This is a genomic window from Pontibacter mucosus, from assembly GCF_003054055.1.
Taxonomy (GTDB): Bacteria; Bacteroidota; Bacteroidia; order Cytophagales; family Hymenobacteraceae; genus Pontibacter; species Pontibacter mucosus.
This window is the reverse complement of record NZ_QBKI01000008.1, coordinates 82,089-95,821: the sequence shown is the minus strand read 5'-3', so window position 1 is coordinate 95,821 and position 13,733 is coordinate 82,089. Positions and strand designations below refer to the sequence as shown.

General features: G+C 49.0%; 12 protein-coding genes and 4 tRNA genes. 13 read left to right on the top strand and 3 right to left on the bottom strand.

All coding sequences use genetic code 11. From position 1 onward, the window contains the following. Nucleotides 1-129: 129 nt before the first annotated feature. The 3 genes from frr to C8N40_RS15725 form a co-directional block, all read right to left on the bottom strand. Nucleotides 130-693 (bottom strand): ribosome recycling factor, encoded by a 564-nt coding sequence (frr, locus tag C8N40_RS15735; RefSeq protein WP_092102409.1) that lies wholly within the window; start codon nt 691-693, stop codon nt 130-132. A gap of 49 nt (nt 694-742) precedes the next feature. Continuing rightward, nucleotides 743-1,519 carry a UMP kinase gene (gene pyrH / locus C8N40_RS15730; protein ID WP_092102406.1) on the bottom strand — a complete coding sequence of 259 codons (777 nt, stop codon included), beginning with the start codon at nt 1,517-1,519 and terminating at the stop codon, nt 743-745. Nucleotides 1,520-1,603: 84 nt separating this feature from the next. After that, nucleotides 1,604-2,104: an acyl-CoA carboxylase biotin carboxyl carrier protein subunit gene (locus tag C8N40_RS15725; RefSeq protein WP_108212778.1), complete on the bottom strand. Its 501-nt coding sequence runs from the start codon at nt 2,102-2,104 to the stop codon at nt 1,604-1,606. An 87-nt stretch (nt 2,105-2,191) separates the two neighbouring features. Here C8N40_RS15725 and C8N40_RS15720 point away from each other — a divergent pair, with 87 nt between their 5' ends. The 13 genes from C8N40_RS15720 (at nt 2,192) to rpoB (ending at nt 13,690) form a co-directional block, all read left to right on the top strand. After that, on the top strand, nt 2,192-4,735 hold the full coding sequence (locus tag C8N40_RS15720; RefSeq protein ID WP_108212777.1) for a M1 family metallopeptidase: 2,544 nt from the start codon (nt 2,192-2,194) through the stop codon (nt 4,733-4,735). A gap of 149 nt (nt 4,736-4,884) precedes the next feature. Then, a tRNA-Tyr gene (locus C8N40_RS15715) sits at nt 4,885-4,968 on the top strand. A gap of 85 nt (nt 4,969-5,053) precedes the next feature. Next, nucleotides 5,054-5,126 (top strand) — tRNA-Gly (locus C8N40_RS15710). Nucleotides 5,127-5,237: 111 nt separating this feature from the next. Next, nucleotides 5,238-5,309 (top strand) — tRNA-Thr (locus C8N40_RS15705). Nucleotides 5,310-5,382: 73 nt separating this feature from the next. After that, nucleotides 5,383-6,570 (top strand): elongation factor Tu, encoded by a 1,188-nt coding sequence (gene tuf / locus C8N40_RS15700; protein ID WP_108212776.1) that lies wholly within the window; start codon nt 5,383-5,385, stop codon nt 6,568-6,570. A gap of 107 nt (nt 6,571-6,677) precedes the next feature. After that, nucleotides 6,678-6,750 (top strand) — tRNA-Trp (locus C8N40_RS15695). Between the two features lie 28 nt (nt 6,751-6,778). Continuing rightward, a complete protein-coding gene (secE, locus tag C8N40_RS15690; protein WP_092102393.1) occupies nt 6,779-6,970 on the top strand; it encodes a preprotein translocase subunit SecE in 192 nt (63 codons plus the stop codon). Nucleotides 6,971-6,981: 11 nt separating this feature from the next. After that, complete coding sequence (nusG, locus tag C8N40_RS15685; protein WP_092102390.1) at nt 6,982-7,542, top strand: transcription termination/antitermination protein NusG; 561 nt, start codon at nt 6,982-6,984, stop codon at nt 7,540-7,542. Nucleotides 7,543-7,555: 13 nt separating this feature from the next. Further along, the gene (gene rplK / locus C8N40_RS15680; RefSeq protein WP_108212775.1) at nt 7,556-7,999 is read left to right on the top strand and encodes a 50S ribosomal protein L11; all 444 of its coding nucleotides are present in this window, start codon (nt 7,556-7,558) and stop codon (nt 7,997-7,999) included. A 13-nt stretch (nt 8,000-8,012) separates the two neighbouring features. After that, entirely contained in the window at nt 8,013-8,705 is a 693-nt protein-coding gene (gene rplA / locus C8N40_RS15675) for a 50S ribosomal protein L1 (RefSeq protein WP_108212774.1), read from the top strand. A 4-nt stretch (nt 8,706-8,709) separates the two neighbouring features. Then, nucleotides 8,710-9,234: a 50S ribosomal protein L10 gene (gene rplJ, locus C8N40_RS15670; RefSeq protein WP_108212773.1), complete on the top strand. Its 525-nt coding sequence runs from the start codon at nt 8,710-8,712 to the stop codon at nt 9,232-9,234. Nucleotides 9,235-9,276: 42 nt separating this feature from the next. Then, nucleotides 9,277-9,657: a 50S ribosomal protein L7/L12 gene (gene rplL, locus C8N40_RS15665; protein ID WP_092102378.1), complete on the top strand. Its 381-nt coding sequence runs from the start codon at nt 9,277-9,279 to the stop codon at nt 9,655-9,657. Between the two features lie 160 nt (nt 9,658-9,817). Further along, the gene (gene rpoB / locus C8N40_RS15660; RefSeq protein ID WP_108212772.1) at nt 9,818-13,690 is read left to right on the top strand and encodes a DNA-directed RNA polymerase subunit beta; all 3,873 of its coding nucleotides are present in this window, start codon (nt 9,818-9,820) and stop codon (nt 13,688-13,690) included. Nucleotides 13,691-13,733: the final 43 nt, after the last annotated feature.

Here is a 13,733-nt window from a genome sequence, read left to right as displayed (position 1 = left end):
AGGAGAATGGATACCTAGTATTCTGAAGCCAAAGTATAAAAAGAGCCCCTGCCAACTAGTTGGCAGGGGCTCTTTTTATACTTTGGAGAAAGTCCTATGTCCTTTGTCCTGCAGTCTTTTATCAAAAAACTACACTGTCATAATCTCTGCCTCTTTCTTAGAGAGCAGCTCGTCGATTTTTACGATGTAGGCATCTGTCAGCTTCTGCACACGGCCTTCAGCGTCACGCACAGCGTCTTCGGCGGTGCCTTCTTTCTGCAGCTTTCTCAGCGAGTCGTTCACATCTTTGCGGATGTTGCGGATGGCCACTTTGCCGGACTCCGTTTCGTTTTTCACCTGCTTTACCAGTTCGCGGCGGCGCTCCTCCGTCAGGGCCGGGATGTTCAGGCGCACGGCGTCTGCTTCCTGCTGCGGGTTCAGGCCCAGGTCGCTGTTCTTGATGGCTTTGTTGATCTCGCCCAGCATGTTTTTCTCCCAGGGCTTGATGAGCAGTGTACGGGCATCTGTTGCCGAAATGTTTGCCACCTGGGAAATAGGGGTAGGGGTGCCGTAGTAGTCCACACGCAGGTGCTCCACCATGGCAGGAGATGCCTTGCCGGCTCTGATCTTGGATAGCTGCTGGCCAGTGTGCTGCACTGCCTTCTGCATAGACTCTTCTGCCTCGCTTAGGTAAAACTGAATTTCTTCCGTCATATCGGTTTACTTATTGAGTTCTAAAAAATTTAGGACAAAAATAATAAAATTAAATTTTATCTGTTTTTTGGGCGGGCTGTATCTGGTCTACCGTCTGCTTCAGTGTCTCGCCAAGGTCCTCCATACTTACCAGGGTGCCCACTTCCTCGCCCTGTATCAGGCGCTTCAGGTTGCCGGGCGTGTTCATGTCAAACACAATAATCGGCAGTCCGTTTTCTTTGCAAAGCGTGAAGGCGGTCATGTCCATCACATTCAGGCCCTTCTCAAAAACATCCTTAAAGGAAATATTTCTGTAGAACACGGCGTTCGGGTCTTTCTCCGGGTCGGCAGAGTAGATGCCATCCACACGGGTGCCCTTCAATACAACGTCTGCCTCTATCTCAATGGCTCTGAGGGACGCGGCAGAGTCGGTGGTGAAGTATGGGTTGCCGGTGCCGGCGCCAAAGATCACCACACGGCCCTTCTCGAGGTGGCGTACGGCGCGGCGGCGGATGTATGGCTCGCATACTTGCTGGATGTTGATGCCGGAGAGCAGGCGGGTGTAAACCCCCAGCTTCTCCAGGGCACTTTGCAGGGCCATGCTGTTGATAACGGTTGCCAGCATCCCCATGTAGTCGCCCTGCACGCGGTCCAGGCCTACCTGCTCGGCCTGCACGCCCCGGAAGATGTTGCCCCCGCCAATCACCACGGCCACCTCTACGCCCAGGTCGGTCACTTCTCTAATCTCTTTGGCATACTGCAGCAGCCTGTTGGAGTCGATGCCATACTGCTGTTCGCCCATCAGCGCCTCGCCACTCAGCTTCAGCAAAATTCGTTTATACTTCACGGTAAACTATCTGTATAGGTTATGGATTCGTTATACACAACAAAGCGGCCACCGGGGCAGCCGCTTGTGCTAACATAAATTTCTTTACTGAAACAGGATCAGGACCTGGTTTTTCTCCACATTCTGCCTGACCTGCACTTTCACTTCCTTTACTACCCCATCCCCCGGCGACTTGAGGATGTTTTCCATCTTCATCGCCTCCAGGATCATGATCGGGTCGCCTTTCTTCACCTCCTGGCCCGGCTGCACCTTTACCTCAAGTATAAGACCCGGCATGGGCGCTTTTACGTCGTTCACTTTGTGGGAGTTGGCATTGCTCATGCCCAGCTGGTCCAGCAGCAGGTCAAAGCGGTCTTTTACGCTCACCGTCTGCACGGCCCCGTTTATCTTAAACGTGAAGGTCTTGTCCTGGTAATTGGCCGAAACCACCTCAGCGGTAAAGGAGCGCGCGCCTTTAATGATATGAAACGTTTGGGGGCCGATGGGGGAAATATCCCAATCAAAAGGTGAGTTATTGAGAAGAATAGTATCTTTCTGGATATCAACCTGCCATGTTTTGCCGTTACCGGTTTTTACCTGGAGCATCTTCTTTTCGTGTGGTTTTCGACCTTAAAGTTAGTGTTTTCTCAGAGTATTTTAGAACTTGACCTTAAATTTTAAAACTTTCAGCCCATGAACCATAGGTTTCTGAGTATAGTTGGACTTGCTGCTGCCATGGCCTTTGCCGGAGGTTGCAACATCAACAAGCCTGTACTGGATACAAAGCCTCAAGCCGCTGCCGCAGCCAAAGCCTCGCCTTCGGCAGGCGCTGAGCCGGTATGGGCACCCAAGAAACACAGTTTTAACCCTTCCCGCACCCGCGAGCACGACCTGCTGCACACGACCCTCCGCATCAGCTTTAACTGGGAGAAACAATACCTGCACGGGCTGGCCGAACTCACGCTGAAACCCTACTTCTATCCCCAGCGCCAACTGGTGCTCGACGCCAAAGGCATGGATATCCACAGCGTGCACCTGATGGAAGGCTATGATGGCAAGGAACTGAAGTATGAGTATGATGGGCTGAAGCTTACCATAGACCTGGGTAAGGAGTATACCCGCGACGAGAAGTATAAACTAGAAATTGACTATACGGCCAAGCCAAACGAGTATGCCTCCAGCGGCTCCGACACCATCACCGACGACAAGGGTTTATACTTTATCAACCCGCTTGGCACCGAGCCTAACAAGCCCCGGCAAATCTGGACGCAGGGCGAGACAGAGGCAAGCTCCGTCTGGTTCCCCACCATCGACGCGCCGAATGAGCGCATGACGCAGGATATCTACATCACCATCGACCCGGAGTTCACCACGCTCTCCAATGGCACATTCATATACTCCCGCCAGAATGCCGACGGGACCAAAACCGACTACTGGAAACAGGAAGAGCCGCACGCGCCCTACCTGGCCATGCTGGCCATTGGCGAGTATGCCGTGGTAGAAGACAGCTGGCGCGAACTGGAGGTGAACTACTATGTGGAGCCTGCCTATGAGAAAACCGCTAAGAAGATTTTCGGCAATACGCCTGAGATGCTGGAGTTCTTCACCACCAAGCTCGGAGTAGATTACCCTTGGGCGAAGTATTCTCAGGTAGTGGTGCGCGACTTCGTTTCCGGGGCGATGGAGAACACCTCGGCCTCCACGTTCATGGAGGACCTGCAGCTGAACGAACGCGAACTGCTGGATAAAAGCTGGGACGGTATCATTGCCCACGAGTTATTCCACCAGTGGTTTGGCAACCTGGTCACCACAGAGTCATGGGCCAACCTGCCCCTGAACGAGGCCTTTGCCAACTACTCCGAGTACCTGTGGGCAGAGTATAAGTATGGCCCGGACGAGGCAGCCTACCTGCACTTGGGGGAGTTGGAGCAATACCTGGATGAGGCAGAGACGAAGCGGGAGCCGCTGATCCGCTATTACTACAACGACCGGGAAGATATGTTCGACAGCCATTCCTACGCCAAAGGAGGAAGGGTGCTGCACATGCTGCGCAAGCTTGTGGGCGATGAGGCCTGGTGGGCATCGCTCAACTTATACTTAACGCGCAACAAGTATAGCGACGTGGAGGTGGCCGAACTGCGCATGGCCTTTGAGGATGTGACCGGCCAGGACCTGATGTGGTTCTTTGACCAATGGTTCATGAAGCCGGGCCACCCGGAGCTGATTGTAACCCAGCGCTACAGCAAAGGACAGTTACAGCTACAGGTGCAGCAAGTGCAGGACACTACCTACATGCCCGTCTACCGCCTGCCGGTGCAGGTGGCTATCTGGTCCGACGGCAAAAAGCAGGTACACCCGGTTGTCATCGATAAAGCCCAGCAGGTCTTCTCTTTCGAGGCCCCTACACAACCGCAGCTAGTTTTGTTTGATGCGGAGCAGCAGTTGCTGGCCACAGTAGAGCATGAGAAAACTGAGGACGAACTGCTGTTCCAGTTCCGCCACGCAGGGCAGATGGCGTCGAAGCTGGAGGCGCTACAAGAGCTGCAAGATCAGGCGGCCCGGGCACAGGTGCAAAGCATGTATAAAGAAGCCTTGCAGGATGCACACTGGTCGGTGCGGAGTACGGCATTGGGTATACTTAGCCGCCTGAAAGAAGGTCAGGTTTCGACACTGGAGCCACAAATCAGGCAAATGGCGGTAAAGGATAAGAAGAGCGCAGTGCGTGCCGAGGCCTTGCTTGCTTTAGCGGGGTGGGGCGGGCCCAGGTACCAGAGTCTGTATAACCAGGCGATGAATGACAGCTCGTACCAGGTGGCTGCTGCTGCGTTGCTGGCCTATGCCGGCACAGGCGCTGGCGATGCCAACCAGAAAATGACGCAGTTCGAGAAGGAGGACAGCGAAGAGGTAGCTTTAGCATTGGCAACCGTGTATGCAGTGCAGGCCGGACCTGAGAAGTATGACTGGTTTATGGAAAAGCTGCATAAGGCCAGCAACAATCAGCTGTACTATCTGCTGCAGAGCTTTGGCGCTTACCTGGCCAGCAACCCCGAAACGAATACCCCGGAGGTGATTTCATTTCTGGGTGATCTAGCCAAGAGCCACCGTCTATACTATGTTAGAGCGGCTGCTTACCAGACACTTATGGTGATGTCGGATAAGCCCGAGGTAGAAAGCCTGATGCAGCAGATAAAGGCAAATGAGAAAGACGAGCGCCTGCTGCAAATGTATGGCATGTAGGGCGGGAGAAATTTTTTCGCATTTTTTTGTCCGAATATTTGACTTGAAACAAAAAGGGCTTAATTTTGCATCTCCTTAGAACAAGCAGCGCGGCGAAAGCGGCGAACATCTAAGGGTAGTTCTGCTAATTTAATGTAGAAATTAGTTTCGGGGAGATTCCAGAGCGGCCAAATGGGACGGACTGTAACTCCGTTGTTGTAATGACTTCGCAGGTTCGAATCCTGCTCTCCCCACAAGATAATGAGCAAATAGCTGAGGACTTGAATAAGTGAGTCTGTGTTCAGTTGTTCGGCTGTTTCTCATTCTAAATCAAAAAAAGCGGGAGTAGCTCAGTTGGTAGAGCGATAGCCTTCCAAGCTATAGGCCGCGAGTTCGAACCTCGTCTCCCGCTCTTTATTGTCAGGAAATATTTATTACCAAGGACTGGAGGAGGAAATTCATGCAGATGAGCTTCCTTTTTAGTGTAAATAGGGATATTGTTTTCTGATGAGCTCTAGTATAAGCCGACGTAGCTCAGGGGTAGAGTACTTCCTTGGTAAGGAAGGGGTCGTGGGTTCAATTCCCATCGTTGGCTCAGAGTCCGTTACGTGTAATATTAAAAGCGCGACAGATACTTAAACGTTTTAACCTTAATTTAATATCATACAATGGCTAAAGAAACATTTGACCGTTCCAAACCGCACGTAAATATCGGTACTATCGGTCACGTTGACCACGGCAAAACTACTTTGACGGCAGCTATTTCTACAGTGCTGGCAAATAAAGGTCTTGCTCAGATGCGTGACTTCTCTTCAATTGACAACGCTCCTGAAGAAAAAGAAAGAGGTATTACTATCAATACATCTCACGTAGAGTATGCTACTGTGAATCGTCACTACGCGCACGTTGACTGCCCTGGTCACGCTGACTATGTGAAGAACATGGTTACTGGTGCTGCTCAGATGGACGGTGCTATCCTTGTGGTAGCTGCTACAGATGGTCCTATGCCACAAACTCGTGAGCACATCCTTCTTGCTCGTCAGGTAGGTGTACCTCAGCTGGTAGTGTTCATGAACAAAGTAGACATGGTGGATGACCCAGAGCTTCTTGAGCTGGTTGAAATGGAAATCCGCGAGCTGCTTTCTTTCTATGACTTCGACGGTGACAATATCCCAGTTATCCAGGGTTCAGCTCTTGGTGGCCTGAACGGCGATCCGAAGTGGGTTGCTACTATCGAGCAACTGATGGACGCTGTTGACAACTGGATTCCGCTTCCAGAGCGTCTGGTAGACCTTCCATTCCTGATGCCAGTTGAGGACGTGTTCTCAATCACAGGACGTGGTACTGTTGCTACAGGCCGTATCGAGCGTGGTGTAATCAACTCTGGTGATCCTGTTGAGATCCTGGGTATGGGTGCTGAGAACCTGAAGTCTACAGTTACTGGTGTGGAAATGTTCCGCAAAATCCTTGACAGAGGTGAAGCTGGTGACAACGTAGGTCTGCTGCTGCGTGGTATCGAGAAAACTGATATCCGTCGTGGTATGGTAATCTGTAAGCCAGGCTCTGTTAAGCCTCACACTAAATTCAAAGCTGAGGTTTACGTACTTTCTAAAGAAGAGGGTGGCCGTCATACTCCATTCTTCAACAAGTACCGTCCACAGTTCTACTTCAGAACCACAGACGTAACTGGCGAGATTATGCTGCCAGAAGGCGTAGAAATGGTTATGCCAGGTGACAACATCACTATCGAGGTAAACCTGATCAACGCTGTTGCGATGGAGAAAGGCCTTCGTTTCGCTATCCGTGAGGGTGGTAGAACAGTAGGTGCCGGTCAGGTAACTGAGATTCTTGACTAATATTATGTTGCAAACCCGGTCTTAAAAGTTTTTTTAGGATCGGGTTTGTTTTCATAAAACTTATGAATAAATTTGCACTCCAATAAAAAATTGGCGTGCATTTTTTTACGGGTGTAGCTCAATTGGTAGAGTAGCGGTCTCCAAAACCGTTGGCTGGGAGTTCGAGTCTCTCCACCCGTGCAATTTTCACTATCTGGTAATCAAAGCCATGAGCAATATAAGAACCTATATCAACGACACTGTAGAAGAGATGAAGAACAAGGTCTCCTGGCCTTCATACGCGGAGTTGCAAAATAGCTCAGTGTTGGTGTTGATCGGTTCTTTGATTTTTGCCTTGATAGTAGGTGTTATGGACTTTGGGTTCGACACTGTGTTGTCGTGGTTTTACAACCAGTTTTAAATTAGAGTTGCATGGCTGATTTAAAGTGGTATGTAGTGCGCGCCGTTAGTGGGCAGGAGAAGAAAGCGAAGTCTTACCTTGAAAACGAGATAATGCGCCACGGTCTTCAGGATTACGTGCCTCAGGTACTAATTCCTGCAGAGAAAGTGTACGAAATGCGTGGCGGAAAGAAGAGAATCAGAGAGCGTAGCTTTTTTCCAGGTTATGTTCTTGTTCATGCGGATCTCTCCCATGGTGAAGCCGAGCACATCATCATCAGTACTCCGGGAGTAATTGGTTTCTTGGGAACAGATGAAAAAGGCTCCCCAAGTAAGAAGCCGGTGCCATTGCGCCAATCTGAGGTAAATAGAATACTAGGTACTGTAGATGAGGCAGAAGAGCAGGCGGAAGTGCTGGATACTCCATTTGTAGTAGGGGAGATTGTGAAAGTAATGGATGGTCCGTTCAGCGGTTTCTCAGGCACTGTTGAAGAGGTGTTTGAAGAGCGTAAGAAACTCAACGTGATGGTGAAGATTTTCGGAAGAAATACACCGGTTGAGCTGAACTACATGCAGGTAGAAAAAGAATCCTAGTAAATACATATTAATGGCAAAGGAAATTAAAGGTTATCTGAAACTTCAGATAAAGGGAGGTGCAGCGAATCCATCGCCACCGGTTGGACCTGCACTTGGTTCTAAGGGTCTTAACATCATGGAGTTCTGTAAGCAGTTTAATGCTAGAACCCAGGATAAGGCTGGCCAAGTGTTACCAGTTTTGATTACAATTTATGCAGACAAGTCTTTTGACTTCGTTGTTAAGACTCCACCTGCTCCAGTGTTGCTGATGGATGCTGCCAAAGTGAAAGGCGGCTCCAAAGAGCCTAACCGTAACAAGGTGGGTTCGGTGACATGGGATCAAGTAAGAGAGATCGCCGAAACGAAGATGCCTGACCTGAATGCTTTCAAACTGGAGTCAGCCATGAAAATGGTAGCAGGTACAGCAAGAAGCATGGGGATTACAGTTTCTGGCACAGCTCCGTGGAGCGAATAACATTTGAAGGAAAATGGCGAAAATTTCAAAAAATAGAAAAGCGGCTTTAGCCAAAGCCGATCTAACGAAAGAGTATTCTCTAACAGATGCAGCCGCAGTAGTAAAGGAAATTACCTTTACGAAGTTTGACGCCTCTGTAGATATTGATGTACGTTTAGGCGTGGACCCACGTAAAGCCGACCAAATGGTGCGTGGTATTGTTACACTGCCTCACGGAACTGGTAAAGAAGTAAAGGTACTTGCGTTGGTTACTCCTGATAAAGAGCAGGAAGCTAAGGATGCGGGTGCTGACTACGTAGGTCTTGATGACTATATCCAGAAAATCGAAAAAGGCTGGACTGATGTAGATGTTATCATCACGATGCCTGCGGTTATGGCCAAAGTTGGTCGTTTGGGTAGAATCCTGGGTCCTCGTAACCTGATGCCAAACCCTAAGTCGGGCACCGTTACACAGGACGTAGCAAAAGCTGTAAAAGAGGTGAAAGCAGGTAAGATCGACTTCAAAGTTGACAAGACCGGTATCATCCACACCAGCGTTGGTAAAGTTTCCTTCTCTGCTGAGCAGCTTGCTGCAAACGCGAATGAGGTAATACAGACACTGAACCGTCTGAAGCCATCCTCAGCTAAAGGTACATACATCAAGAGCATCACATTGTCCAGCACAATGAGCCCGGCCGTAATCGTTGACAAGAACGCAACTATCTAAGAAAATGACCAGGGAAGAAAAAGAGATAATTGTAAAAGACCTGAGCGAGAAGTTAGCTAATACCAACTACTTCTATATTACTGATGCGTCTACCATGAGTGTGGCCGGCATCAACGCGTTCAGAAGAATGGCATTCGATCGTGGCATCGAATACAAAGTGTACAAAAATACACTTATCAAGAAAGCGCTAGATACTTTAGAAGCCGACACTGCTGCGCTTGAGAATGTTTTAAAGGGCGCTTCCGGTATCCTGTTCTCGAAAGAGTCAGGCAATGCACCTGCGAAACTGATCCAAGACTTCAGAAAGAAAGGCAATACGCTCCCTTTGCTGAAAGGTGCTTACATCGACAGTGGCCTTTTCATTGGCGAAGAGCAGCTGAAGACACTATCCGAGATTAAGTCTAAGGATGAGCTTATTGGCGATATCATCGGTCTTCTTCAGTCGCCTGCTAAGAATGTGGTTTCTGCCCTTCAGAGCAGCGGCGGTAAGCTAGCGGGTATCTTGAAAACATTATCAGAAAAAGAATAATTTAAAAACGTAATCAATAAGTAACTTTTAATTTCTATAAAAATGGCAGATTTGAAAGCATTCGCTGAGCAGTTAGTAAACTTGACTGTTAAAGAAGTTAACGAACTAGCTACTATTCTTAAGGATGAGTATGGCATTGAGCCTGCTGCTGCTGCTCCAGTGATGGTTGCTGGTGGTGGTGCTGCTGAAGGAGGAGCTGCTGCAGAAGAGAAAACATCTTTTGACGTAATCCTTAAGTCAGCTGGTGCTCAGAAACTAGCAGTAGTTAAGCTTGTAAAAGAGCTTACTGGTCTTGGCCTGAAAGAGGCAAAAGAGCTGGTTGACGGTGCTCCGAAAACACTGAAAGAAGGTGTAGCGAAAGACGAAGCAGATTCACTGAAGAAGTCTCTAGAAGAAGCTGGTGCTGAAGTGGAGGTAAAATAATCTCGCTTTATCAACATACCGAGAACAGGTAGACCTGGCAAATTCGTCAGGTCTTTTCCTGTTTGTATACAGATTCAAGGTAATTGAATCTTTTTTTTGCCCACAGCTGTTTTGGACTCTGTGTGCTTGAAACTGATTATAAACGTAAAATTCCAAAGCTTTGGCTAAGAATAAGACGACAGAGAGAATCAATTTTGCCTCTATCAGGCCCGTGATTGACTATCCTGACTTCCTAGATGTGCAGGTGAAATCATTCCAGGATTTCTTTCAGCTGGAAACTCCGGCTGAAAATAGGGCGCAAGAAGGGCTGTTTAAGGTGTTTGCCGAGAACTTTCCTATCTCAGATTCACGCGAAAACTTCGTACTGGAGTTTATCGACTATCATATAGACCCTCCAAAATACTCTGTAGATGAATGCATCGACAGAGGACTAACTTACTCTGTTCCGCTTAAGGCAAAACTTCGCTTGATCTGTAATGATGAAGATAACGAAGATTTTGAAACAATAGAGCAGGAGGTATTCTTGGGCAACATCCCATACATGACAGAAAAGGGCTCCTTTGTGATCAATGGGGCTGAGCGTGTCATCGTATCTCAGTTGCACCGTTCTCCGGGCGTGTTCTTTGCGCAAAGCAAGCACACCAACGGTACAAAACTTTATTCTGCCAGAATTATTCCTTTCAAGGGATCTTGGGTTGAGTTTGCCACCGACGTGAACAACGTCATGTATGCTTACATCGACCGTAAGAAGAAATTCCCTGTAACTACCTTGCTTCGCGCAATTGGCTATGGTACAGATAAGGATATTCTTGACTTGTTTGGCTTATCAGAGGAGGTGCCGGCAGATAAGAATACCCTGAAAAACTCTATTGGCCGCAGGCTAGCTGCCCGTGTTCTCAGAACATGGACAGAAGACTTTGTGGATGAAGATACAGGTGAAGTTGTTTCTATTGACCGTAACGAAGTGCTTCTGGAGCGTGACTCGGAAATCACTCCGGATGATATAGATGTTATACTTGACTCTGGCGTGCAGTCAATTATCCTGCACCGCGAGAACGTTAACATTGCGGACTACGCCATTATCTATAACACGCTGCAGAAGGATAACTCTAACTCTGAGAAAGAAGCGGTCGAGCAAATCTATCGTCAGCTTCGTAACACAGAAGCTCCGGACGAGGAAACGGCACGTGACATTATTCAGAAGCTATTCTTCTCTGACAAGCGTTATGATCTGGGTGAGGTAGGGCGCTACAGAATTAACAAGAAACTTGGCCTGGATACAAACTGGGATGCCAAGGTTCTGACTAATGAGGATATCGTACTGATCGTGAAGTACCTGATTGGTTTGATAAACTCTAAGGCTGTAGTGGATGATATTGACCACCTAAGCAATCGTCGTGTAAGGACGGTAGGGGAGCAGTTGTATGCGCAGTTTGGGGTTGGTCTGGCTCGTATGGCCCGTACCATCAAAGAGCGTATGAACGTGCGCGACAATGAGGACTTCAAACCAGTTGATCTGATCAACGCTCGTACCTTATCGTCTGTAATCAACTCGTTCTTCGGTACCAACCAGCTTTCTCAGTTCATGGACCAGACGAACCCGCTGGCAGAAGTAACGCACAAGCGTCGCGTTTCTGCTCTCGGACCAGGTGGTCTCTCCAGAGAGCGTGCCGGCTTCGAGGTGCGTGACGTTCACTACACGCACTATGGCCGTTTGTGTACTATCGAAACACCAGAAGGCCCGAACATCGGTCTGATATCATCGCTTTGCGTGCACGCCCGCGTAAACCACATGGGCTTCATTGAGACACCTTACCGTAAGGTGATTGAAGGTAAAGTGCAGGTAGATGGTACGGTTGAGTACCTGACAGCTGAAGAGGAAGATACGCACTACATTGCACAGGCCAATGCGCTGATTGATGACGATGGCAACTTTGTAAACGACAGGGTGAAAGGTCGATTTGAGGGTGACTTCCCTGTGGAGGAGCCAACCAGGTACACTTACATGGACATCGCGCCTAACCAGATTGTATCAGTTGCAGCCTCTCTGATTCCATTCCTGGAGCATGACGACGCTAACCGTGCCCTGATGGGATCGAACATGCAACGTCAGGCTGTGCCACTGCTGAAGCCAGAAGCACCAATTGTAGGTACCGGCCTGGAAGGCAGAGCTGCCATTGACTCCAGAGCGCTTGTAGTAGCAGAAGGCGATGGCGTGATTGACTTCGTAGATGCAAACAAGATTGTAGTAAAATATGACCTGACAGATGAAGAGAAACTTGTTTCCTTCGACGCAGAGTATGTTACCTACAAGCTGGTTAAGTTCAGAAGAACAAACCAGGATACGTGTATCAACCTGACTCCTATCGTTAAGACAGGGGAACGCGTGACGAAAGGGCAGCCGCTGTGCGAAGGCTATGCTACCAATAATGGGGAGCTTGCCATCGGACGTAACATGCAGGTGGCGTTCATGCCTTGGCAAGGGTATAACTTCGAGGACGCGATTGTTATCTCTGAGCGCGTTGTTCGTGATGACATCTTCACTTCGATTCACATTGAGGAGTTCGAACTGGAGGTTCGTGAGACGAAGCGTGGCGAAGAGGAGCTGACTTCAGAGATTCCTAACGTAAGTGAGGAGGCGGTTCGAAACCTGGATGAGAATGGTATCATCAGAATTGGTGCTGAGGTAAAAGAAGGCGATATCCTGATTGGTAAAATCACACCGAAAGGTGAGACAGACCCAACACCGGAGGAGAAACTTCTGCGTGCCATCTTCGGGGATAAAGCCGGAGATGTGAAAGACGCCTCGCTTAAGGCACCGCCCTCACTGAATGGTGTGGTTATTGAAACCAAGCTGTTCTCTCGTCCTAAGAAAGACAAGAACCTGCGTGCAAAGTCCAAGAAAGAAGTTGAAGAACTGAAGGTGAAGTATGCCAGGGAACTTACCGCCATTAAAAATGTGATGGTAGATAAGCTGGTTGCTCTGCTGGAAGGAAAAACTTCTCAGGGCATACGCCACAAGTTCGGTGACGAGATTCTCTCTAAAGGTGTTAAATTCTCCCGTAAGAACATTACAGAAGCATTGTTCCCGGAGAAGAACCTTTACAAAGACGAGAGCAACTACGCTGTTCCGGAAGAGGTGAACATGTTCAAAGACCTGATTCTGGAGAACTGGACCACGGACGAGAACACCAACAACATGCTGGTGGAGCTAGTTAAAAACTATAACAAGCGCCGCAATATAGTTTCCGCTCACTTTAAGCGCGAGCGTTTCACGCTGGAAGTTGGAGACGAGTTGCCAGCAGGTATCGTTCAGCTTGCCAAAGTATACATTGCCAAGAAGCGTAAGCTGAAGGTAGGTGATAAGATGGCTGGCCGTCACGGTAACAAAGGTATCGTTGCCCGTATTGTACGCGACGAGGATATGCCTTTCCTGGAGGACGGAACACCGATGGATATCGTGCTGAACCCGCTAGGTGTACCTTCGCGAATGAACATTGGCCAGATCTATGAGACTGTATTGGGATGGGCAGGCTTGAAGCTGGGCCGCAAGTATGCGACTCCAATCTTCGACGGTGCTACAGAAGACCAGGTTTCAGCTGAGTTGGCAGAGGCAGGCTTGCCTCGTTTCGGACGCACATACCTGTACGATGGCTTGACTGGCGACAGGTTCGACCAGCCAGTGACAGTAGGTGTTATTTACATGCTGAAACTGGGTCACCTGGTAGACGACAAGATGCACGCCCGTTCTATCGGACCATACTCGCTGATTACACAGCAGCCGTTGGGTGGTAAAGCCCAGTTCGGTGGCCAGCGTTTTGGTGAGATGGAGGTGTGGGCATTGGAGGCCTTCGGTGCTTCTAACGTACTGCAGGAGATTCTTACAGTGAAGTCAGACGATGTGATCGGCCGAGCGAAAGCCTATGAGGCAATCGTGAAGGGCGATGTGTTGCCAAAGCCGAATATACCGGAATCATTCAACGTATTGATTCACGAACTAAGAGGCCTGGCCCTAGAGATTACACTGGAATAGAAAGTATAATGCATAGCGCCCCGTGAGAACGAAGGCGCTATGC

Excerpts from the sequence above, each read along its gene's own strand:
- frr (WP_092102409.1), bottom strand. The coding sequence starts at position 693 with ATGACGGAAGAAATTCAGTTTTACCTAAGCGAGGCAGAAGAGTCTATG.
- C8N40_RS15725 (WP_108212778.1), bottom strand. The coding sequence starts at position 2,104 with ATGCTCCAGGTAAAAACCGGTAACGGCAAAACATGGCAGGTTGATATC.
- C8N40_RS15720 (WP_108212777.1), top strand. The coding sequence starts at position 2,192 with ATGAACCATAGGTTTCTGAGTATAGTTGGACTTGCTGCTGCCATGGCC.
- tuf (WP_108212776.1), top strand. The coding sequence starts at position 5,383 with ATGGCTAAAGAAACATTTGACCGTTCCAAACCGCACGTAAATATCGGT.
- secE (WP_092102393.1), top strand. The coding sequence starts at position 6,779 with ATGAGCAATATAAGAACCTATATCAACGACACTGTAGAAGAGATGAAG.
- nusG (WP_092102390.1), top strand. The coding sequence starts at position 6,982 with ATGGCTGATTTAAAGTGGTATGTAGTGCGCGCCGTTAGTGGGCAGGAG.
- rplK (WP_108212775.1), top strand. The coding sequence starts at position 7,556 with ATGGCAAAGGAAATTAAAGGTTATCTGAAACTTCAGATAAAGGGAGGT.
- rplA (WP_108212774.1), top strand. The coding sequence starts at position 8,013 with ATGGCGAAAATTTCAAAAAATAGAAAAGCGGCTTTAGCCAAAGCCGAT.
- rplJ (WP_108212773.1), top strand. The coding sequence starts at position 8,710 with ATGACCAGGGAAGAAAAAGAGATAATTGTAAAAGACCTGAGCGAGAAG.
- rplL (WP_092102378.1), top strand. The coding sequence starts at position 9,277 with ATGGCAGATTTGAAAGCATTCGCTGAGCAGTTAGTAAACTTGACTGTT.